The 24,047-nt window shown below is 25.5% G+C and carries 14 protein-coding genes; 1 reads left to right on the plus strand and 13 read right to left on the minus strand.

Going from position 1 to position 24,047, the window contains the following annotated elements; all coding sequences use genetic code 4:
* Window positions 1-57: 57 nt before the first annotated feature.
* The 12 genes from Q346_RS03975 to Q346_RS0103555 form a co-directional block, all read right to left on the minus strand.
* Window positions 58-2,169 (minus strand): type IV secretory system conjugative DNA transfer family protein, encoded by a 2,112-nt coding sequence (locus Q346_RS03975; protein ID WP_051521813.1) that lies wholly within the window; start codon window positions 2,167-2,169, stop codon window positions 58-60.
* Between the two features lie 2 nt (window positions 2,170-2,171).
* A complete protein-coding gene (locus tag Q346_RS0103505) occupies window positions 2,172-2,549 on the minus strand; it encodes a DUF6037 family protein (RefSeq protein ID WP_027333085.1) in 378 nt (125 codons plus the stop codon).
* The gene (locus tag Q346_RS03980; RefSeq protein ID WP_051521814.1) at window positions 2,533-3,165 is read right to left on the minus strand and encodes a hypothetical protein; all 633 of its coding nucleotides are present in this window, start codon (window positions 3,163-3,165) and stop codon (window positions 2,533-2,535) included. The genes Q346_RS0103505 and Q346_RS03980 overlap by 17 nt, the downstream gene beginning before the upstream one ends.
* The gene (locus Q346_RS0103515; protein WP_027333086.1) at window positions 3,134-4,756 is read right to left on the minus strand and encodes a hypothetical protein; all 1,623 of its coding nucleotides are present in this window, start codon (window positions 4,754-4,756) and stop codon (window positions 3,134-3,136) included. The genes Q346_RS03980 and Q346_RS0103515 overlap by 32 nt, the downstream gene beginning before the upstream one ends.
* Before the next feature lie 7 nt (window positions 4,757-4,763).
* Window positions 4,764-6,014 (minus strand): hypothetical protein, encoded by a 1,251-nt coding sequence (locus Q346_RS0103520; RefSeq protein ID WP_027333087.1) that lies wholly within the window; start codon window positions 6,012-6,014, stop codon window positions 4,764-4,766.
* Window positions 5,998-6,723, minus strand: coding sequence for a hypothetical protein (locus Q346_RS03985; protein WP_036438108.1), 726 nt, complete (start codon window positions 6,721-6,723; stop codon window positions 5,998-6,000). Before Q346_RS03985 ends, Q346_RS0103520 begins: the two co-directional genes overlap by 17 nt.
* Window positions 6,724-6,801: 78 nt before the next feature.
* Complete coding sequence (locus tag Q346_RS0103530; protein WP_027333088.1) at window positions 6,802-7,371, minus strand: hypothetical protein; 570 nt, start codon at window positions 7,369-7,371, stop codon at window positions 6,802-6,804.
* A gap of 9 nt (window positions 7,372-7,380) precedes the next feature.
* Entirely contained in the window at window positions 7,381-8,031 is a 651-nt protein-coding gene (locus Q346_RS0103535; RefSeq protein ID WP_027333089.1) for a hypothetical protein, read from the minus strand.
* Window positions 8,032-8,048: 17 nt separating this feature from the next.
* The gene (locus Q346_RS0103540; RefSeq protein WP_027333090.1) at window positions 8,049-8,765 is read right to left on the minus strand and encodes a hypothetical protein; all 717 of its coding nucleotides are present in this window, start codon (window positions 8,763-8,765) and stop codon (window positions 8,049-8,051) included.
* Between the two features lie 698 nt (window positions 8,766-9,463).
* On the minus strand, window positions 9,464-10,222 hold the full coding sequence (locus Q346_RS0103545) for an MAGa4850 family ICE element protein (protein WP_027333091.1): 759 nt from the start codon (window positions 10,220-10,222) through the stop codon (window positions 9,464-9,466).
* Window positions 10,209-10,535: a hypothetical protein gene (locus Q346_RS0103550; protein WP_027333092.1), complete on the minus strand. Its 327-nt coding sequence runs from the start codon at window positions 10,533-10,535 to the stop codon at window positions 10,209-10,211. Before Q346_RS0103550 ends, Q346_RS0103545 begins: the two co-directional genes overlap by 14 nt.
* Window positions 10,536-11,525: an Eco57I restriction-modification methylase domain-containing protein gene (locus Q346_RS0103555; protein ID WP_027333093.1), complete on the minus strand. Its 990-nt coding sequence runs from the start codon at window positions 11,523-11,525 to the stop codon at window positions 10,536-10,538.
* Window positions 11,526-11,636: 111 nt separating this feature from the next.
* Here Q346_RS0103555 and smpB point away from each other — a divergent pair, with 111 nt between their 5' ends.
* On the plus strand, window positions 11,637-12,080 hold the full coding sequence (gene smpB, locus Q346_RS0103560) for an SsrA-binding protein (protein ID WP_027333094.1): 444 nt from the start codon (window positions 11,637-11,639) through the stop codon (window positions 12,078-12,080).
* A gap of 35 nt (window positions 12,081-12,115) precedes the next feature.
* Here the strand turns inward: smpB and Q346_RS0103565 are convergent, their stop codons facing one another.
* Entirely contained in the window at window positions 12,116-24,043 is an 11,928-nt protein-coding gene (locus Q346_RS0103565) for a lipoprotein 17-related variable surface protein (RefSeq protein WP_027333095.1), read from the minus strand.
* Window positions 24,044-24,047 lie beyond the last annotated feature (4 nt).

The following is a 24,047-nucleotide window of genomic DNA, read 5'->3' on the forward strand; positions in this document are numbered from 1 at the left end:
TTGTTAAAAAAGTCTTATTTACGCATCTATAAATCAACATTTAAAATGTTAATTTATTTAATTATCGATTTTTTCCCGCATTAATGTATATGCATCATCTAAATCATCATCGATAATTACCACTTCTTCCTTTTCTTTATTATTTGATTTATTTTTTCATTTTGACTTATTATTGTCTTTTTGTTGATCTAATTTTTCTTTTTGATTATTAATTTCTTTCTTTTGATAAAGCACAATTGCAGGATAAATTTTTTTACCAAAATTTTCAATATTAAACACTTCTCTATCGCGGTTAGAAATTTTTAAATTGTCACTATTCTTAAAGAAATAATTATCATTTTTAACATATTTAGCAATAATATCGACTTTAATTAAAGACGGCTTAAATCCATTTTTAGTTAAGACAATATACTCATTTTCTTTTGCTTTTAAATCTGCAATTGACATTAATTCTTCGTTTGTATCACTTTGCGTTGTTGATGTTCCATTTTTTGAAGTCGAAGTAGAAATTTTTTGCACTGTTTTCTTTCCTAAACTTTGACTAAACACTTTTAATGTTTCATCATCACCCGATGATAAGAAATAATTAATTTGACAGTTTGAGCGAATGATTTTTGCTCCCTGTTTATTTTGACTATCATAAATTTTCAATTGACCGTAGTCCTGCAATATCAACATAAAGAATACATTCCGTGACCGACAAATACTTAATTTATTATCAAAGTTCGCAATTTTAGGTAAATTCCCAAACTCCTCCAATATGAAATTTACTCTTCTTTCTAGTCTTAAATCACTATTCTTATTCGCTTTTTCAATGAGTGCCTGATAAATTTGATCTATAACTAATGAAATTAAGAAATGATTTGCCACTTTATGGTCGGGGTAATGAATAAAGACTGCATATGGACTATGACTATTTACAATCTTATCAATATCAAAAGAAATCGTGTGTCTCAATAAATTTTTGATTTTTTCATCATTGATAAATGGAGCAGTCGCCGCACTAATATTCGTTAGAATACCACTTAATGTCACATCAGCCATTGTTTGATATTCTTTTAAGTCATTATAAATTGACGCTCAATAATAAAGTAAGGGGTTACTTTTATCTTCTGCTTTATATTTAATTAAATCTAATCATTTTAACTTAAAATTTTCTTCCTTTTTATAGCTATAAGTATTATTTCCTTTAAATGACTCCAGATTAACTAAACTTAACACTGTTTCAAAATTAAAATAGTCTCTTTCAATCTTCAATTTCTCATCTTTCTCAACTGCTAATAGTAAGAAAAATTTTAATAGACTAATTAATAACTTTTTCGCTTGATTGCTCCACATTTGGTCGTTTTCGCCCTTTGCTCAATTTAACGACGCAACAATATTATTTAATGACTCATAAGCATTAACTAATTCATTTTCAAAATGACTATTTAATACATCATATTTATTAACTAAATCATAAGCGTAAGATAAAGGATTTCACGCCATCGATAATTCAGGATTATCAAAGTCTAAAACGTAGAGATCATAACCATTATTTGTTAAATTTTCACCCACATATTGAATAATTTCTTTTTTAGGATCAGTAATAATTAAATTTGGCTTTATATCATTATTCAATAATGACATATAAAGTAAATTTGGAATTAACACCCTTTGCGTTTTTCCAGAACCTGCCGCTCCATTAACTAATACATTCTCATCTTTATTATTCACATAAAAAGTTTTTAAGTTTTTCTCATATTTTATTAGTCAATTATTTCTTAAATTATCTTTTTTATTAACTTTAAATACTTTATCAAAGACTTTTTTATCACCCTCATTTAACTTTTCATTTCACAATCAACCTTCATTATTTGCTTCTTTTTTCTTACTAAATTTCTTATCAAAAAACTTAATTACTTTGCGGTAGTTAAATAGAACTATTCAAAACACTAAACAAAGTGCATAACAAACTGCTAAAACATTTAGATTTTGCTTATTAATAATTAAATTTTTTCATTCTGTACTAAATCTAGTTCCATCTTTTACATATTTAAATAGATATAATCCCTGCTTAAAAATTCCTAAATAAAAGATATAAATTATGAATGATGATAAAAGCGTTAAAGTTAAATAACCAGAAATAATTAAAATTCACTTAAAAGTAGTTTTAACATTTTTATTCATAATTAAGTATCTCAACTATAAGATAATGAATTATTTAACTGTTCTATAAAGCGCTTCATATGATGTTTAAACTCGATCTTAAAATAATTATTTAATGTATTTCAGTCCATAAATAATTTATTGCCATCCGTTTCTATTTCTAACGCTTCTCTTAATGGAGTTTTTAATTTATCATCAACTTCAATAAATATTAATTTCGCAATTGCACTTTTATTTCGTTTTCTATCATTTTTATTTAATTTTTGCACTATCAATCAATATTGTTTTCACTTATAGCGAAATATAGACAACGTACAATTCATATCATTTCGTTTTAGATAACTTAATAATGACAATAAATTAATTAAATTGTAATTCTTATGTTTAGTTTGCTTTTTCATTTAGATCTCACTTATGATTTAATTTCAGTCATTCATCAACTGCATAATTTTCTGCTTTTCATAATTTATAGTCATTACCTTTTCATCAATTAATGTCTTTATCAAATAAATTATTGCATATTCATATTGCGCCAAACATCCCACGATTTACTTTATCTAAATCATAATTTAAATGGTCTTTGGTAAATCTTATGCGATTATGCTCCATTAATACAATTTGCGGATTATTGAAATATTCTAATCATCAATTAATAAAATTTTTGCTTTGCAAACAAGTCGTAGTCATTAAAAGCGCAAATGGACGATCTTTCCCAAAATCTCACATTCTTCTCATCAATTTTGATTTATTCCTATATGGCGGATTAGAAATTAAAATATCTCATTTTTCAGGTTCATATTGATAAAAATCTTTCCCATCTTCAATATGTGATGCAATCACTGTATAACCATTTTTTCTAAATTGCGTTACAAAATTGCTATTTTCTCAATCAAACGGACATCATATGATCTTATCTTTGGAAATATTAGCATTATCAATGAAAAACTGTATGTCTTCTTTTAATGTGTATCACTCATCATCATTATTAACTTTGAGTTGAATTTTTTTCTTTTTCATCTTTTCTATTTTTTAGTCCAATTAACACTAAAAGCAAGACAAGTAAAGTAATTGTACTAACTCCTAATCCCACACTTCATCAATTAATATTTTTCTTAACAGGTGCATTTTCAGTTTGTACTTCAACATTAGTTGATGATGAATTATTATTATTATTTTGATTTTGATAAACTAAATAATTCCCGTTTGCTAATTTTTCGACTTTCTCAATATTTTTATTTTTAAAAGGACTTTTAATAGTAAATGTTTTTATAAAACTTTCACCTCTTTCATCAGGCAATCAATTATTTATATCTTCGGGTTCTTTAAGTTGTAATCAAGATTTATATAAATAAACATTTTTATCATCCATTTCACCTCACGATATATAAGGGAACGTTTTTACATTTAATTTGAATTCAATATCACTATCTTTCGGAAAATTTTCATAGTTAAGTTCTCTATTATCTTTAATTGTAAAAAAGATTTGAAAACTTTTATTGCTTCATCTTCTATCACTTAAATAATATGATACACGTCTGTCTTCATATATAACTTCAGCCATATCATTAATTGACAATCAATACTTATTATTAGTTTTTTGAATGTTATTAAGTAAAAATCAATTATCATCAAATCATTTTTGTCAATCTTCATTAGACATTTTAAAAAAATCATTATCTGTTGAATCATTTGGACCATTGAAACTATCTACAACAATTAATTTGTTATCAGGGTAAATGAAAGGTGAATTTCAATCTTTTTCAAATTGTAATGTAATATATTGTGCACCATTAATGAATAAATAAACGTGATGGATTTGTTCGAAATCATAATTTTTGCTTTCAATTAATTTTTCGATTTCCTTAATTTCTTCTTCACTTTTATTTTGTATTTCATTTTCTTTTCAACGATTAATTTTTTCACCAATTGTTTCATATTCAATAGTAATTAATGATTGATATTTAGAAGGTATTTCATAATAATTAATGAGTTTATTTTTTATATCATTGCCTACTCTTTTTGTTTCTTCATTGTTTATATATTCAAAATTAGAATTAAAATTTACACCAGTTTTATTATGTATTCTACTTAAAAAGGGGAAGTCCCCTGTTTTTGTTAATTCTAAAAGGGGATCGTGTTTTCCGCTAAAAATAATGCTATTATTTAAAAGTCTGTAATTGTTTTTATATTCATCTTTTAATTCAAAATTGATTTTATATTCATAAGCAAAAGGAATACCCATTTCATCTAAACTTAATCCTTTAAACTGTTCGATACTTATGATATTTACATAATTCATTTTTTCATTTAATGGAAATATTTTTTGAATTAACTCATTGCTTTTTTCAGGTGAATATCTATAATAAGGGCTCAAATCTCTCAAAAATTCCATTAACTGTATTTTCCTATAATAAATATCAAACCACTCACTGCTTAAATTTAAGTCAATTATTTCTTTATTATCATTTTCATTATTAACTGCTTCACTATTAATATCTATTTCTTTTTCATTTTCTCTATTTTCTGTATTTGCACTTAATGTCACGACACAAGCAGGACTTAGTCCTATTGCGGGAACTAATGATAAAAGTCTATATTTTCTTTTCATTTGCCTCCTAAAAAATTTTGACTTTTAAATATTTATCAATATCTTCTAATTCTTTTAAATCTTTTGCGTGATATTGTTTATACGCAATATACATTAGCTTCTTATGAATACTTTTAATGACTAAATTGTTGTTAAAATCTTTAAAGTAATTATTAATTTCTTTTTTCTTATCAAGCGCTTTTTCTAATCTTTCCAATGAATACATCGATTTTCTAATGCTTTTAATGATTTTATTATTTGTTTCATACTCAAACTTAACTAATTCTTTTTCTAATTCTTTTAGCATTATCATTTTGCTTTTTTGACTATTAAAGTCCATTAACATAATTTCATTAATTAACTTTTGATGTTTTCTTACACTTTCACTGTAATCATTTTCATAACTTAATAAAAACTCTTTAATTTCATTAACTGCTTCTTTAACTTTTTCATTTTGTCTTTTATATGAAATATTTCTTAATCCTTTAATTTCTTTCGCTATCACAAATGATGCATTAAGAAACTTTTTAAATTGTCTTTGTTTTTCTTTAAATGCAATTTTTCAGCTTTGACTATGTAAATTTTGAATTAAGTTTTTCACTTTTTGATTGCTATTAATTTCTCATTGTTCTTTTTTGACTTCTCTAAATCTTTTTAAGATGTCACCATCAGTCATTGACATTAATAAATTGTTTCTAAAATCTGCTAAATGTTCTTTCTTTAAAAATGAATCCTTAAACTTTTTCTTTGCCTCTTTTTCATATCAATATAAATGAACGTGTGGGTAATCAGTGTTCCCGTGTATTACAAAATACGCATTAACATTTTCAGCTTCAAACTTTGATTTATTTAATAAAATTGCTAAATTATCTCTAATAATATTCGCTCATTGTTCTTTATTTAAGACATTATGTGTAATTGCTAAATCACCAGGATTAATAATCATTTCTCACACGTTTTGATTGATATTTTTTAGATCATTTTTTAAAAAATCAATATTTAGATTTTGCACCTTACCATCAAAAACATCATAAATACCACTTTGCGGTTCTTTTTGATTTAATTTCAAATGACTTCTATATCAATCAATTTTTGCTTTATGACTTTTTAAATTATCATTCCTTATATTTTCATTATCAAAGAATGAAACGCATTTTTTCTTTTGAGTAATGTAATCTAACATTTTCCCATTATTAATTCAGTCTTTTAAAGTATGTAAATTTCCTAATCCTGTTTTATAACCTCGTTTTGGAGTTATAAAATTAACTTTCACTATCATTTTTAACTTCTGATTGACTAACAATTTCTCTAATTAACTCTAATGGAATATCACTTCTCTTTTGCCGATTTAAATCTAACACACTCTTATATTTGGTTCGCTTTTGATAATCACGCTCTAAATTCAACTCATAATTACTTAAAAAAATCGTTGGTTTCAAAGAAAAATTTAAATCATAATTAGAGTAATAAGTTTTATTAATGTAATTATTATCATAAAAGTCTAAATATTTAATAACGTCCCAAATTTTCGATGTTTCAGGATTCTCAATCACATAATACTTCGGCTTAAAATAATTAATTATTTTAATTAATCCAGTAATGCAACTTAATCCATTAAGAAATGATTGCATCCTTTTAAAAGGGTCTCTTTTCCCTTTTGTAGGATCTAAATTATTTTGATTATAAAAGTTAAATTTTCTTAATTTAAAATAACTAAAATTATTATCGCTTTCACTATCAACACTTTTTACCAAGCAAAATGCACTATCTGCAATACTTCACGCCATACAAGGGGGAGAAGCAATAATTAAATCAGGTAGCGGTAATTTTTCTAATTCTTTAATTAAATTATGATTTGTAATTGATAAGTCCAATTGTAAATAATCTGTTTGATGACTATTAATTCCTATTCCAATTACTTTATGCTTATCTTTTAGTGCTTCATAATAACAACGCGATGCATCATCATATAACGCTCAAATTACCATTTATTTTGCTAATCCATTTTCGTTTTCATATCAATAATTATTAACAGATGTATTTCAGATTAAAACAGTTAATTGTTCTTATAAGTATTTAATTTTCATTTTTTTTAATTTGTTTTCATTAACTTCTTCTAATTTATTCTCATTATTAAATTCATAATAGCTCTTATTAATGATTTGACTTCGTTTTATAATTTTTGTTAATAATTCGTCACTTATATCGTTTGTATATGCAAATAAACCACTAGCTTTTAATTTTTGCAAATCATTTAATTTTTGAACTCCGTAAAAATGCATCACTCATTTTTCAAATTCCAATTCTTTTTCTTTGGAACTACTTACAAACTCTCTTATTAACTCTGCATTTTGAGGATTTAAATTTACTTCTCCAAACAATCAATCATTTTTCCTATTAAATTCTCGTAATTCTCAATAAATCGTATCTTTATAGAAATCGCTTTTTAATTTGAATTGAAATCCGAAAATATGCTTTAAGTTTTCAACATATCTATCAGTAAAAGCATCTAATGGTAATTTTTCAATGTGGTGCAATTGAAAATCTAAATAATCATTATCAAAATTTAATTTAGATTGTTTTAAATCATTAAATAATTTAATGATTTTGTTTAAATTTTTCTCATTATTTGTCATTTTCTATTTTTATAATCCCAACTCTAATTCTGCTTCTTTGATGTATGCTTCAAAAGTATTAAATTTAGTTAAATTAACAAAATAATTGAACTTTTCTTCTCACATTTGTTGTTTATATTGCTCTTTTATATCATCCTCACATTGTTCGATATCACCATAAGGAGAAATTTTCACTAAAACATCATCACTTAACCTATCTAATTGTTTAAAAAATGCTTCATATTTAAATCTATTTGCATATAAGTCATTAATACTTTTTTCATTTTTTAAATCATCAAATATTAATTGTTGATAATGTTCTCACTCATAAATATCATCTTCATATAATCTTTCTTCCACGTCTTCAGCCATATATTCAAATGTATTGTTATATCAATCTACTAATTTTTCAATATTAGCCGGAGTTAAATCCATTTTTAAAAGTAAATAACCGCTATCAGTAAATAAATCAATTAAATCACCACCCTCATATGTTGTATATTCACCTTCAAACAAATTGTCTAAATTGTCTACATATTTATTAGTAAAAGCACCTAATGGTAATTTTTCAATTCCCATTAATTGTTTTTCTGCATATGCTTTGCCGAATTGTATTTCCAAAGTGTCATAATTAGTTTCTAATAAATCTTTAACATACTCATAATTCTTTTTAAAATCCATCATTACCTCCACTTATTTTAAAGTCCCAACCCGAAATCTTCTTCCTTATCAGCAAAGTCCTCAAATTTTGGAAATTCAAATTGCACTTTGTTTTTGGTATCTAAATTTTCATAATGATTAATCTCATTATTAATTGATTGTTTTTCTATATTTTCTTTTTCTAATTCTTTTTCTTTCTTATATAAATAAGAATTTCAACTTCCATAAGTCACAATATTTAATAAACGATTATTGAAATATAAATTTGTTTTTTCAAAAATAGTCATCTCCTCATAATCTTTAATTTCTTTCTTAAATTCACCTAATGTTGTAATTTTTATATCATTTGATTTTCTTTGTTTAGTTTTAGTTAAATTATCATAAACCTCACGCAATCATTCTTCCTTAGGACATCTTAAATCACCTTCATAAACCATAAACTTTAACGTTTTAACATTATCAGGTGTTAAGTCAATAATGTTTTTAATATCTGTATAAAAAGAAAGATCAAAGTTGTATTGTGCTTTTGCTCTATAAATTGCTTTATTAAAATTCAACGCAACATCTTTAAAGTCATAATAAAATTGTGTATTTAAATCTTTATTGCTTAAACGGCTAATATTTTTTAATTGTCGATTAACTAATTTTTCATCCCAGTAATAAAAAATATTTAAAAGTGTTTTAAAGTCTTTAAGTTTAGCGTTTTTATCTAAACCATCAAAAATATTTTTTTCTGCTTTTATTTCTTTATTCATATCTAACTCCATCTATTTCTATCTTCAATTTAATTATCAATTTCTAACCATTTATATTCACTATCGCAAATTATTTAAACGATTGCCATCGCAATCTGCCTTCGGCGCCTGCTATTCGCAGGAACCAAACAAAAAATTTATTAAGAACAAACATTAATTAGCCCTCTATATGAAACTATCAATTACTTTGTAAAATTTAATTTTCTTTATTTCGTATTGAACGCTAAAAGTAGTTTTAGTAATAAGTAGTTATCGATAAAAAATAAAAAATTGATTGAAATTTCTTTTTGTTTAATTTTTTTAGAACCCTTAACTTAACTATGAATTATTAGGATGTTTTATAAATCAATCTAATATCAATCAAATATATTTAGTCTTTTTATTTTTAATCAACAATAGATAACTTTGATATTAATTTTTAATAATTAAATAAGTTAAAAAAAGAACTCTATATATAGTTATTCATTACTATATAAGTATTTATGTATGAAATTTGGTTCTCATTTTTTAAAAAACAAAAGAATCTTATTTCTTTCTCAAACAAAGCAATAGCAAAATAAGTATTTATGCTAAATACCAGTAAATAATTTTTATTTCAGCAGTTTTTTCATAATCTCTCCTTTATAGTAATGAAACTAGAAATAATTTTTTATACTTCCACTTTCATTACTATAATTTTGACTTTTATAAATGAAAGATTAAAATTCCGCAAAACATAAATAACGATTTGATTTGAATTCAAACGCTTTTTTAAAAAAACTAATACCTGTTTCTGTATCAATTTTTTTAACATTGACTGCTCTTTCACGAACAATCTCAAACATCTTTTTAAAATTAACTAAAAACATTTTTTCGATAATTTGTTTAAATTTCAAAAATCCAGTTCTAGTCAAATTTAAATATTTATTAGACACAAGACATTTTTTATTTTTTGATTTTTTGCTAATTTTGTGTTTAGAAATTAAGAATTTAATTCTTCTTAAAGCAATAGCATTTTTAACAGAACTTATAAAAATTAATTTTCAAATTTCAGCTCCATTAAGCATCACAAAATTTTCTTTTTTGTCTTTTAAATTTAATTTAGAAACTTTGATTTTTTGATTTTGAATCTCAATTAAATTTAAATCGACCAAAAATTTTAAATTTCTCCTCAATGTGTTTTTATGTAATTCAAAAACAGAATTTAATTCTGCAACTTCCATAATTTTTTTCTTTCCAATTTTATTTTTCAAATAAACAAAAATTAAAAATGCTAAATTATGAAATTTAAATTTTTCAGCATATGAATCACTCACTTTAATTTTGAAATTAGCAAATTGACTTAAAACAACAGGATTAATTTTTTTATATTTTTTAGCTTCAATAATTTTTTGAAAATTTTGACTAAGTAAAAAATCTTTTCATTCTTCCTTATTTTCAATCTCACTTAAATATTTCAAATTGCTAAATGTACTCATAATGCCTTCCTGTTAAAATAAAAACCCGGCTCTTACGAACCGGGCCGTCCCCATATCTTCCAACGCTTCCTTTAGTATTATCTAAAATATCAATAATTTTAAATATAATTTCTTCTTTTAATTTTTTATTATCAGTAACATTATTAATAATTTTATAAGCAGCAATTAATTCAATTAATTCGTTGTTTTTAATAGTCAACTCATTCAATTCATCTTTATTTTTTGGTAAAACTATTAATTCACTTGTAAAATCAAAATCAAAATTGTTATTAGATTTTGCTATGGAATAATTAAATAAATCGATATTTTTCATTTATTTTTCTTCCTTTATTTGCATATAAGCTTCCTCTAAAATAGCTCTACATAAATTAAAATCAAGTCTTCTGCGTCTATTACCAAACTTATTATTACCTTTAAATGGAGTTAAAATAATATCTGAACTTTTTTCTCTTAAATCTTTCAAAATTTTATTAGCTTGATTAATAAGTTTTAATTTTAGGTGTTCTTTAATTTCTATTGCAATTAATGAGTAATGTCTTGAAGAAATAGTTATTTTATTTTTTCAATCATAATTAATATTTGATGGAAAATCAAATTTAATGTCTTTATTTTCTTTAATTCCATCCACCGCTTTTATTCCGAGTCAACCATTTAAATCATTAAATTTAATTTCAATATTATTTTTTGGTTTTAATCTAATTTTTAAAATGTTTGCTAAATTGTCTATAAAAATGTCATTTTTATAAACTAAGATTTCGTTATTTGTTTTATCTTTATTATCAAAACAAGCAACAATTACTGGATTTTCAGTATCAGAAAAAATTTCATCTTCGATGATTGTGATTGAAGATAGATAATTTTTCAATTTGAAATTAGAATTAATGAATGATTCTGGAATTATGGCCACCACAGGTAAATTAGTTTGAAGCATTTTTTCCAGAGCAATTAAATAAATATCATCATAAGTTGACAATTTAAAATAATCATCCATATTAATTTTTTTTCTTTTAGCTGATTGTTTAGATAAATAAGGTGGATTAGTAATAATTAAAGAATTAGCGACAAGTGGAATATTTTTTAAAGAATCGTTTATTTCTCAACTTAATGCTGGATCTATATCTAAACCTTTAATTTTTTTAAAATTTAAATCTTCCTTGGCTAAATTTAATAAATCTCCGTTGCCAGCAAAAGGATCATAAGCAATTTCTTTATTTTGCTTTTTTATAAAATCAATAATTTGCGGCTTTAATCATAATTTTTTCACTGTAAAAAATTGTCCTAATTTGATTTTCTTATTTTCCATATTTCTTCCTTTTATTTAATTATTATATTTATTAAAACTTAATTAAGATTTAAATTTTCATTTTCTATTAAATAGATTTATTTATCTTTTGTACGTATATAATTATTAAATATGAAAATTATTAGCGATAATAGACGTGGAAGACATGGTTATAAAATTATTGATACATATGAAGCTGGAATGGTTTTATTTGGCTGAGAGGTCAAAAGTGCGCGTGCCAATAATGTTAATTTAACCAATAGTTATTGTTATATTAATAAAAAGAATGAAATTTATTTATATGGTGCCAATTTTAAAAGTTATATGTTACAAAAAAATAATGAAGAACGCGATAGAAAACTTTTAATGCATAAGAAAGAAATTATCAGACTAAATAATAAATTAGAAAAAACTACCAGTTCAACTTTAATTCCTTTAAAAATTTACTTTAATAATAAAAGTAAAATTAAATTAGAGATTGCTCTTGTGCAAGGTATGAATAAAGCTGATAAAAGAGAAGAAATTAAAAGAAAAGAGAATGAGGCTTATATTAAAAAAACCTTAAAAATGTATTAAAAAACATGAAAATTTAACTTTTCATGTTTTTTTGTCTATTTTTTATTTCTTTTGATCAATATACCAAGCATTAAGGTTGAGCCTACAACTCCGGTTGCTAAAATTAATCATCATAATCATTTTAGATTATCTTGGACATTAGTTTGTTTTCTAATAATTTCCTTGAAGACACTTTGATCAATTTTATCAATGTTAGTTAATGGAATATTTAATAATGCTTTAGCATTTTGAATATTAACTTTGTTATTTTTATCACGTTCAAAGAATTTAGCATTAGTTAAATTATTTAAGAAGTTTTGATATTGATTTAAACCATAGTCAACTAATTTTGATGCTGCTTCTTGAGCTTGTTCTAAATTACCTGTTTCTAACGCAATAGTAAAGTCTAATTTAGTACGTGCAAAATTAATTTGTTCAAGAGTTTTATTTTTAAGTTGATTAATAGTATCTTGTAAAATCGCATTTGGAACATTATTTAAATATTCATTTAATTGATTTTCAATATTATTAATGTTATTAGCTAAATCTTCATTTGAATTTTGAGTATTAACTTTGTTTAATTTTTCACTTGATCTTCATTGATCGACTAATCATTTTAATAAGTTATCTAATTCAATGATTTTTTGAGCTAATTTAGCATCATGTGTATTTGTATCAAGATCATTCAATTCATTAATAATTTTGTTAATTTCTTCATTCAATGATGGATTTGGATTTTGATCTAATTCTTTAAGTTTTTGAGCTAATTCTTCTTGTAAATCAGTTACTTTTTGAACTTTTTCACCTGCAATTTCATTTTCAGCAAATTTAAGTTTATCAATTAATTTTTGCACTTCTGCTTCAGTAAGATTTGCGGTGTCATAAGTTTCAGGATTTTCATTATTAACTAATTTTTTAGCACCATTTAAAGCATTTTCATAGTTATTACGTTTTTCTTCAGACGCTTTATTATAGTAACTTAAACCTTTAATTTTGTTTTCTTTTGCAATTTCATCTTTTAACTCTTTCATCTTATTATCAAGATTTTGAGCTTCGTCTAAAATTGCTGGATTATCGACCAAGTCATTATTCTTAATTCTGTTAATTAAATCATCTTTTTGACTTTGGTTCAGATTTTCAAGATTTTGAATAGCTTTAATATTATTGTTTTTATCAGCAATTAATTTATTAAGTTTATCTTGCAATGTTTCTACTTGACCTGCTTCATCATTGTGTTTATCAATGTTATTTACTTCAGCAATTAAAGTAGATTTTTCATTTGGTGATAAAACTTCTGAATTATTAATTTGTTCAATTAAATCATTTTCTAAACCATTTAACTCTTCATATGAGTGTTGTAATGATTTGTCATTATTTGATAATAAATCTTCTAATAATTTATTATCAACGCCATTATCTGAATCTGATGTTAACAATTTTTTAGCTTCAGCTAATTTATTATCAAATTGTTCTTTATTATCAGCTTTATTGTATTTTGTGTTATTTGGATCAGCAATTGATTTTTCATAGTTTTTGACTAATTCATCTAAAGCTGCCATTTTTTTACTTAAATTAATAGCATCATCATAAGCTTTTTGTGCTTCTGCTAAATCAGTGGCATTATTAATTGCTTCTTTAGCTTCAGCTAACTGTTTTGGATTAAGAATATTTGGTAAATCAGGTTGATTTACATTATTTTCTAATTTATTAATTAGAGCTTCTTTTTGGGCATCAAAAACAATTTTGCTAAATTCCTCTGGATTAGTGATTACATTATTTTCATCTAATGACATTGGTTTATTAATGATTTGATTAATGTATTTATCTTTATTACTTTGATCTAAATCATTATTGTCAATTGCTTTAATTTGATCTACATAAACTTTTTTAGCATCATTAATAATTTGTGCTTGCTCTTTTAATTTAGCAATAGTTTCATCTGTGATTGGATTTTTATTAAGTTGTTCTTTGAATTTTGTTTTTTCATCTGCACTTAAATATGGTGCATTATCAACATATTTAAGGGCTTCATCACGATTAATATTAGTATTAGCTAATTTAAGATCATCAATTGCTTTTTGTACTTCATCTAAGTTTGCATTGTAATTAAATGTATCACTTGGATCAGTGTTTTCTTTACCATTTTTAATTTTGTTTGCAACATTTAATGCATTATCAAAAGCATCTTTATTATTTTGATCTGCATTTTGATAGGCACTTGAATTAGGTACATCTTTAACATTTTCAATTGCTTGTTTTAACTCAAGCATTTTGTTATCTAAAGTAGTCGCATTATTTTCAATGGTTTCTAATTGATCATTGTCGCTTGATTTAATTTGATTAATATATTCATCTTTTTGTTGTGGATTCAAGTTTTCATATGCTTTAATCCGATTAATTGCTTCTTTTTTAAGAGCTTCAATTTGCGCAATTTCATCTTTAATATCATTTAAAGTTAATTTGGTACCATCATCATTAGTTTTATCTAAAGTATTAGGATCTAATGAATTAAGTTTTTTAATTAAATCTGCTTTTTGTTTTGGAGATAAGTATTCATTATTAGTTACTTCTTGAATAGCTTTTTGAATATCGCCATCTAAGGCTTCATATTTAGTTTGAATTTCACCTTTAGTATTAGTTTCTTCATCACCAATTCAATTATCTAAATTATCTGTACCTAAATCGGTAGCATTAGTTTTATCTAATAATTTTTTAGCATCTTCAATTACTTTATCAAAAGCATTTTTAGGTTCTTCTGAAGCATAAGTATATTTATCTAATGGTTTTTTAGCTTCATAGTTTTTAACTATTTCATCTAATTTTGCCATTTTATAATCTAAGGTTTGACCATTGTTTTTAGCTTCATTTGCCTTATCTAAGTTTTCAGCAGTTTTAATATTATTAATTACATCAGTTAACTGTGCTTTGTTTAAGTGAGTAAATTCTTTTTCTGCTTCATTAACTAAAACTTGTTTATCTGCTTCTAATCCGATTTTGCTAACTTTATCGATAGAATCAGTTTCATTACTATCAATTTTATTTTTTAGTGCTTGTGCTTGTTCGCTAGTTAATTTATTATTTTGTACTAATTCATCAATTTTAGCTTTTAAATTATTTTTAGCTTCTTGTAAATTAGTTAAGAAACCAGAAATTACCACTGTATTTTCAGTATCTGAATTAATATCAGTTAAATTATCTTTGGTTGATTGCAATACATATTTAACACTTAATTGACCTTTTTCATCATCGGCACTAATATCTTTAATAATAATTTTTGCTTTTGAAGTGGCCGGATTTTGAATTAAGGTTGTAAAGTATGAATCGCCATTATTTGCAAGTACTTCGTCTTTTTTGGCAACTAATGAACTTGCTTTGATTTCAGCTTTATCGTTTGGAACATAATTAATTGTTTTAGATACTTGATCATTAACAATTAAAGCATTTAATCTTTGTAATTCAGTTTGTAAACCAGTTATTTGTGCAGTTTTATTAACTACATGAATATCAGTTAAATCAGCACGTTTTGAATAAATGTTGTATTGAACGTTTAAAGTTCCTGTTCTATCATCAAAAGTTGTAATTACAACATCTTTTGCTTGATCATCATTAGTTGAAACTGGAGTAATATTACTTAAAATAACATCAGATGGGCTTATAGTTGATTTATTTTGAATTGCATTTTCTCAACTATAAGTTAATTCATCCAATCTTTGTAACTCGGTTTTGAAACCTGTAATAGTATTAGCATTTTTACTTCTAGTTTGATTAATTTCAACTTCAACAGCTTGTCTTGAATTTGAAACTAAAGTATAGCTAACAGTAATTTCACCTTTTCTATCATCACGAGTAACAATTTTCATTGAATTTTCTTTGATTGAAATATTTTCGGCACTTAATTCACGATTATCACTTAATTTTACTTGTACTCCAGAAGGAATAACATTGGTTTCATTATAAAGAGGTAAGTATTGTTCTTTACCAGGATAATCAATTACTAAATCAGCAATTAATCTTTCAATTCTATTCTCTTCTTCGTCATCATTAGTTACATAACCATCAAAACTTAATAATGGATTTGAAGTTTCAGATTTAATTGTAGGTGCTTGTTCAGGCGCATCATCTCAAGTACCTGAAATTAATCCATCTGTACCAGTTAATGGACGTGTAGAAATTAATTTATATCCTAATTGAATTGTTCCTGTTTCATTATTAGCATTTTGAGTGTCTAAAATTGTTTCAATTTTAACATTTTCATTTTGCCCGTATTCTGTTAAAGCTGCATTAAAGTCATTAGAAGTTAATTGTGAAGCTTTTTTCTGATTTGTTCCATCTTTTTTAGCTTCATCTTTAGCAGTTATAGCAACTGGTTGATTAGCTTGTTTTACTAAATCATTCAATCTGCCTAATTCAGTTTTATAACCTGTTAAGGTTGCATATTTATATTCTGATTTAACATCGCTTAAACCTGTTTTAGTTGACTGTAATTTATATCTTACTCTTAATTTACCAGTAATATCATCATAAGCAATGATTTCTTGGTCGCTAAAAGTATGATCGGTATTTGGTTCTACACTTCAAGTTCAATTTTGATCGCTAATTTGCACTTTTGAAGCAAGAATTTGATTTCTATTTGAGTAATCAATTGTGTGAGTATAACCATTATCAGTTGCATTTGGATTAAGATTGTCTAATCTTTCTTTTTCGGCTTCTGCCACAGTTTTGAAGCCAGCTAATGATCCTAATTTAGTTGCTGTTGATGTAACAGTATTTAGATCGTGGCCACTAACCACTCCTCTAGTTGAAACTAAACGATATTTATAATCAATGCTATTAGTTTGATTATTTGGTGTTTTTGAAACAATTTCTACCCTAGCATTTTCTAAATCAGCAACAGCTAAAGTTAAATGATCTAAAACTTCTTCAGGTAAATATTGTCTGTAGTTTGTACTATCAATACCAGTTAATGAAGCTGTAGCAACTTTATTTAAGAATAAATCATCCAATCTTTGTTGTTCAGTTTTAAAGTTGTTTAAAACAACAGTTTGTACATCAGTGTTTACATTTTCGTAAATTCCACCTTTAGTACTATGAATTACATAAGCTACTGTAATTGAACCATTTAAATCATTTTTATCAGTAATATTTTGAATAATAATTTCTGCATTATTATCGGTTGAATTGATTACAGCATTAATTCCTGAAATTTGTGAACTTGAAGCTAAAATTTGATCACTATCTGGATAAGTAATTTGTGCATTAGCAATCAAATCAGTTAATCTTGCTTTTTCAGCATCTTGATCAATTTTGTTTTGTTCAGCTTGTGTTCTGAAACCAGTAATTACTAAATCTTTATTTTGGCTTTCTGGTGCTTCATAATTAGTTACATTTCAATTTGAAATTAATTCATCTTGAGTTTTAGTTGTCACTAATTTTAAGTTTAAAGTATTTTGACCATTTGAATCATCTGGTGTAATTGAGTTAATAAATGCACTAGCTTTATTTGCAGTTTGTTTAGTTGCATCATATGAATAGTTAGCTGTATCATTAGCCGGACTAACTGAAGGTAATTGATTATTTTTAGTTCCGTTGAAAGTAATATCAGCTTCAACCAAGTTATTTAAAAGTGTATTTAATCTTTGTGCTTCAGTTTTAAGTCCAGTAATAATAATTTCTTTTGGTTCAGAATAAACATCTTGGCCATTTTTATTACTTTTTAGTTTATAAGTAAGTTTAATTGCTCCAATTACATCATTGTAACCTGTAATTGTTTTTTCAACAACACTAATAGTATTATCTTTAGGATTTAATTGAATTTGATCTGGATTGAAACTCGAAGCCATTTTAGTTTTATCAATAACTACATTAAGATCATCATTAGTTTTGGCATCTAATTCTTGTTTTTCACGATCTAAATTACTTTGGAATCCATTCATTGAAGAACTTAAAGTTTTAGAAACTACAGTGTTGTTTTGAATATCACTTCTAGTTGATTTTAAGTGATAGTTAAAAGTAATAGTTCCATCCGGATTTCTATTAGTAATTTCATCAATTACTAATTCAACATTATTTTGATTATTAATATTAGTTAATTGACCATTTAATTGTTCTGCTAAATAACCTGAAAGGTTATCTTTAGTAACTTCATCAACAGTAGTTTTATCTTTAGCTTTTGTGCCACTAAAGTTAAATTCTTTGTCTTTATTGTCAATTAAATTATTTAATCTTTGTTCTTCTGTTAAATAACCAGCAATAGTAATTTCTTTTTCTGTTGAAGTTAATACTTCACCATGTTTATTGCTTTTAACTACAAAAACAGCAGTTAATGTACCATTAACATCATCTCATGATTTAACTGATTTAATTTCAATAGTTTCATTTGCATGATTTGCATTATCATTTGTTGCAAAAGTAATATTAACATTACGTGGTGATGCAACAAATGAAGAAGCTAATTTAGTACTATCTGGAGTTCCTACAAAGTTAGCAGTTGTATAAGCATTAATTGTTTGTTGTTCTTTTTCTTTGTTGCTCATAAAGCCGTCAATTTTAACTTGTTTAGTTTTTGACACAACTGTTTGATTACCTAAATTATCTTTAGTTGATTGTAATTTGTAAGTTACAAGTACAGCATGTTCATCATTTGGATCTGGTGTAACAGATTCAATAATAATTTGTGCTTTATTTGCAGCATCGATTGTTCCTGTAAAACTAGAAGTATTTACTTCTTCAACGGCCACTTGATTTTGATTATTACCATTAAATGCAATAGTTTTTGCAACACTATCATTATCGATTAAATTATTTAATCTTTGTTCCTCTGTTAAAGTGCTTAAAGCATTATTGTTATCTAATGTATAAACTTTAGTTGATTTAACAGTTTCAAGATTTTCTTTAGTTGATTGATATTTATAACTTAAATCTAATTTACCTGTTACTTCATTTGGATTTGAAATAACTAAATCAACAGGAGTTACATTTTCAGGCATAGTTGAAGAATTGAATTCAACTTCATTAGTGTCAACTTCACTTGCTGTATCTGTCGCTTGTTTTGCATCTTTAACTTTAGCTAAAGCAAGAGATAAAGCATTTAATCTTGCTAATTCTTCATCATAACGTTGTTGACCATTTAAATTATTAATTGCAGTTTGAATTTTGTTATTTAATGAATCAACATTAGATTTATTCATTAAATCATCATTATTGTCAGTATTTAAAGCATCTAATAAATCTTCAGCTTCTTTAATTACTCCGCCTTTTTGGTTTCCATCTTTAGTTGGATTACCATCATAGGCTTCTCTTAAAGCGTTAGTAGTATAAGTATAATTATTGCCTGCTGTTACAGTATTTTGATTTGTTATATAATCGCGCAAGGTTTTCATTGATGAATTTAATGCACTATTAGTTGCATCTTGACTAGTAACGCCAGCAATTGTTGTTTGTTCATTGATTAAAGCAATTGCTTTTTCTTTTTGTTTTGGAGTTAATGATGAGTAATCAGAATTAATTTTTGCTATTGCGTCTTCTTTAGCTTTTTGTAATCTTTCATCACCGTTTAAATCATTAATTGCATCTTGAATTGCTTTGGTTCTATTTTTAACCTCTTCTAATGATAAATTAGTTCCTTGAGTTTTATTAACATCAGTTTTTTGTTGAGTTACAGCATCATCTAATGCACTTTGATTATTTGCTTGAGTATAATCTGTACTTTGTTTAATTGTTTCAATATTATTAGTTGCATCATTATAAGCTTTCATTGCATCATTTAAATCACTTGCATTTTGTGCAATTTGATCTAATTCATCTAGATTAACTTGATCAACTTGATTTTTAAGCGCTGTTTTTTGTGCATCATTTAAATATTTATAATCATCAATCGCTTTTTCCGCTGCATCTTTTTGATTTTTCTCATATTGGGCTTGAGTTAAAAAGCCAGTTCTAGTTTGTGATGCTGAAACATTACTATAAATATTATTGTTATCGACTGCTTCATCAGTAATTGTTACTAAATCTTCTTTAGTTCTTGTAGTTTTTAATTTATATGTATATGAAACTGAACCATCAGTATCATTAGCTGTAGGAGAGGATAAATCAGTTAATTCAACTTGATTAGTAGTTCCATAATTATTTGCTAAAGTGATTGTGTAATCAGTATTTAAAGTTGAATCTGAAGCACGTTTAATAGGATTTGCAGAGATGTTAAGAATTGTATTTTGGTTAGTATCTGTATCTTGTTTGACCAAATTATTTAATCTAGTTGATTCTGTTTGAAAACCAGTAATTTCTGCGGTTTTTTCATTAGAAATAGCACTTGCATCAGTAGTTGATTGCAATTTATATGCAATTTTAATTTTGCCAGTTATATCGTTATAACCGAGATATCTAACACTACCTTGATAAATTTGTGTTCTTTCTGGCAATACTCAAGTAATATCTTCAGCATTATCATTTCTTTTTACAACAGTTGACGCTTGAATATTTGGTTTTTGACTCGCATCTTTATAATCTGGAGTAGCATTTAGATTATTAACTATATTTTGTTCATTAGCAAAAACAGTGATATCATAGGTTTTATTCTGAGTATAAACATTAGTTTTATCGCTTGATTTTACTACTCTATAAGTAACAGTTAAAGTTCCAGTGTCATTATTACCCTTAATAAAAATAATTTCAGTTTCTAAACCGTTTGCATCAGGAGAAATGCTTTCTTGAGAAACTAATTTTTGTTGAGCAGCTGTAGGTTCAATATTTTTATCTGGATAATCAAAAGTAGCGGTATAGTCTTTAATTCTTGCTCTTTCATTATTGATATCAGTTCATTTATCAACAATTGTTTTAATATTTTTATCTGAACCAATTAAAATTTTGTCAGTAAATGGTTGAGTTTCATCATAACTATCTTTGTAAAGAGCAGCACTATCTACTTGTTGTTTAACTTGAGTTTTTTCTGCGTCGGTTAATTCATTCAAACCTGAAATTTGATTTTTAGCTGTTGTTTTTGCAGTAGCAAAAGCGCTAGCCATTTGATCATTAATTATTTTAAGGTATTCACTATCTACACTTAAAGTTGCTGTTTTTTCAGTATAAGTAAAAATATTATTTCGGCTTAAAGCTGTTTGTAAAGCATTTTTAGCAGCTGCTTTTTGTTCTAAACTTAAATAAGTAAATTTATCTATTTCTGTATTAAATTCATTTGTTGCACCATCAAGAGCTTTAGCTTTTTCAATTCATTGCTGAGCAAAAATGTCATTGTTACTGTTGTAGAAGTTAGTAAGAATAGTTGTTGACACAAAAATATTTTGAATGGTCTTATCTGTAGCATTAGTCAAGTTTTTATCAAAAGTATCAAGAGCATTTAAATCAATTTTATTTGCTTGAGTAGCAAATTCAAAAGAACCTAAATTATTAAAATCATTTTGAGGTTGTTTGTAAGTTTCAATTTGAGTTTTAACTGAATTTTTATCATTGTTTAATTTATTAATTTTGGCAATTAAATCAACAATTCCTTGAATTTGACTATCTGTAGTTGATAAATTAACAAATGGATTTAATTGACTTTTTGAATTAAGGTCTTGAACTTGAGCCTTAATGGTATTAATCATTAGTTCTTTGGCCTTATCGTAATTTTGAGGATAAGTACTTGAATTAGCAGTAGTAATAGCATATTGATTTAATTTTGCAAAATATTTTTCTAGTTCTGCTTTACCACTGTTAATTACACCATTTAAATAAGTAGTGAATCCATCATAAATTGCATCCATTGAACCTTTTAAACTATTATATGAAGCATATGATGTACTAGAAGGTGCATATTCATTTGAAGTTGTTCTATCAATAGTTCCAGATTCAGTATTGTAGTCATTTGAACGGAAATTAATTTTATTAATATTTCTATTAATAAAATCATCTAATGATTTTTTAGAAGTTTGTGAAGCTAATGCATAAATGATTTTATTGGTTATGTTTGCATCAAAATTTGAATCATAAATGCTGTTGCTTAGTGGAAATTCACGAATTGTTTTGTATTTTGCTTCAATATCTTTTTGCTTAGTATCAAGCGCATCAATTTTGGCAATTCAATCATCATAAATTCCTTTGTTAGAATATTTTTCTGCTTGAGTAAATCTAGAATCACTATCAATTGCTAATTTTAAAAAATCTTTTTGACCTTTATTTAATCATTGTTTTGTATCAACATATCTTTTTGCTTTTTCTAAATCGGTATATGTATAAATAAATTTTTCAAATTCAATTCCAGTGTTATCAAAAATTTTGCTAGAAGTAGGTCTTACATAAGAATTCGCATTTTTGATTTTTCATTTTTTCTCATCTGCTGTTGAAATTGTGCTAGTTAATCTTAAATTACTTACATTTTTTACCGCTTTGGTGTCTTGGAAAATGTTCTTAGTACTAATAACTTTTTTATTTCTACTTATTTCTACACGATCTTTTACTATGTCATAGCTAATGTTTGAATTACTATCTTCAGTAACTCTTAATGTTGTGACTGGAAATAAATCAGTATTAGGGTCATAAAGATTGCCTAAAGTTGTATCTATTGATTCTAAAGTGTAAAACTTCTTGAGTTCAGATTGAGATCTATCAGCTATTTTTCAAAATCCAGAAACAATTCTTTGATTAGTATCATTATTTTTTTCACGATATTCTGCTGATCCGAAGAAAGATTTTTTAGCTGTTGATGAACCAGTATTACCAAAAAATGTTGTATTGCTTGGATTAGCCACATCATTATATGGTTCAAATTCTGCTTCTACTACTGCTCCGGCAACTAAATAATCAAGCTTTTTATTCATTTCAATATTGAAAACAAATAAACCACCTTGATTGTTATATATAATCTCTGCTGGTCTCGCAGTATCAATAAGGTTTTTTTGATATAAACCAAAATTTACTCATGAACCACTGTTATTTGATAATTGAAAACCATTTGACCTAACACTTGACATATTGGTTGGAGTAGATACCAAAATATCATACATTCCATTACGTTTGTCTGATGTTTTGTAATTATCTCAAGCTCTTTTTTTATTTTGTAAATCAGTACTTAATCCATTTGTATATGCTGTTGGAATATTTTGGTAATAAGGTAAGTATGCATAATTAGTTAATCATGCTTCTAAAGTATCTCCACTTTTAGAAGCTTGAAGAGAATCTTTATTTACTCTTTGCACTTTTCCAATTCAAGGTGAAATATCATAGTCAGATAAAGTAGCTTTTTTGTCTTCTTTTAATTTGATAGTATAAGTTTTTTGTTTTAAAACAGTTGAATCATTTCTATCATCAACTTTAATATACAAGTGAATTTTAATATCACTTGCTAATTTCATATCATTTGAAAAATAAAATGCTCCTGTATAGAACGTTGATTGCGCTCATTGATATGTAGGATTCTTAACGGGTTTGTTAATTAAGTTGTAACCTATTTTAAATCTTTTAGTACCTGTTCCTGGATTATATCCATTTCCATTTCATCACGGTCCATAATCTACACCTTTATTACTAAAACCATCTACTTGTCAAGAATAAAGTGTTCCGCTTTCTGTTCTATAATTACTACCTGTTCAATCGGAAACATTTACATTGTTTGGAAAACCTGGATTTGAGGCATCAAACAATCTAAATCATGAATCACCGACATAATCATATTGTCATTTATCATTTCCATCACTTATTCCTTCCGCTGACATGTCATAAAAATTTCGATTACCTGATGAATTAAAAACATTTATATATCTATATGGTGCATATCTATTATTATGATTTGAAGTTGGAAGTGAATTATAGTTCTTTCAAAGATTATCTTGCACATTAGTATTAACTTGATCAAAAGTTCAACTAGCACCTGAAGTAGTTTTACTTGACACATTGTTTGAACTCGTAGTTAATGAAAGAGGCAAAACGAGTCCTATTAATGGTACTGATGCGGGTACAATTAAAAGACTCCTTTTTAATGCTTTATTTTTCATACAT

Origin of the sequence: Mycoplasmopsis gallinarum DSM 19816 (genome assembly GCF_000621085.1) — a bacterium.
GTDB classification, from domain to species: Bacteria; Bacillota_I; Bacilli_A; order Mycoplasmatales; family Metamycoplasmataceae; genus Mycoplasmopsis; species Mycoplasmopsis gallinarum.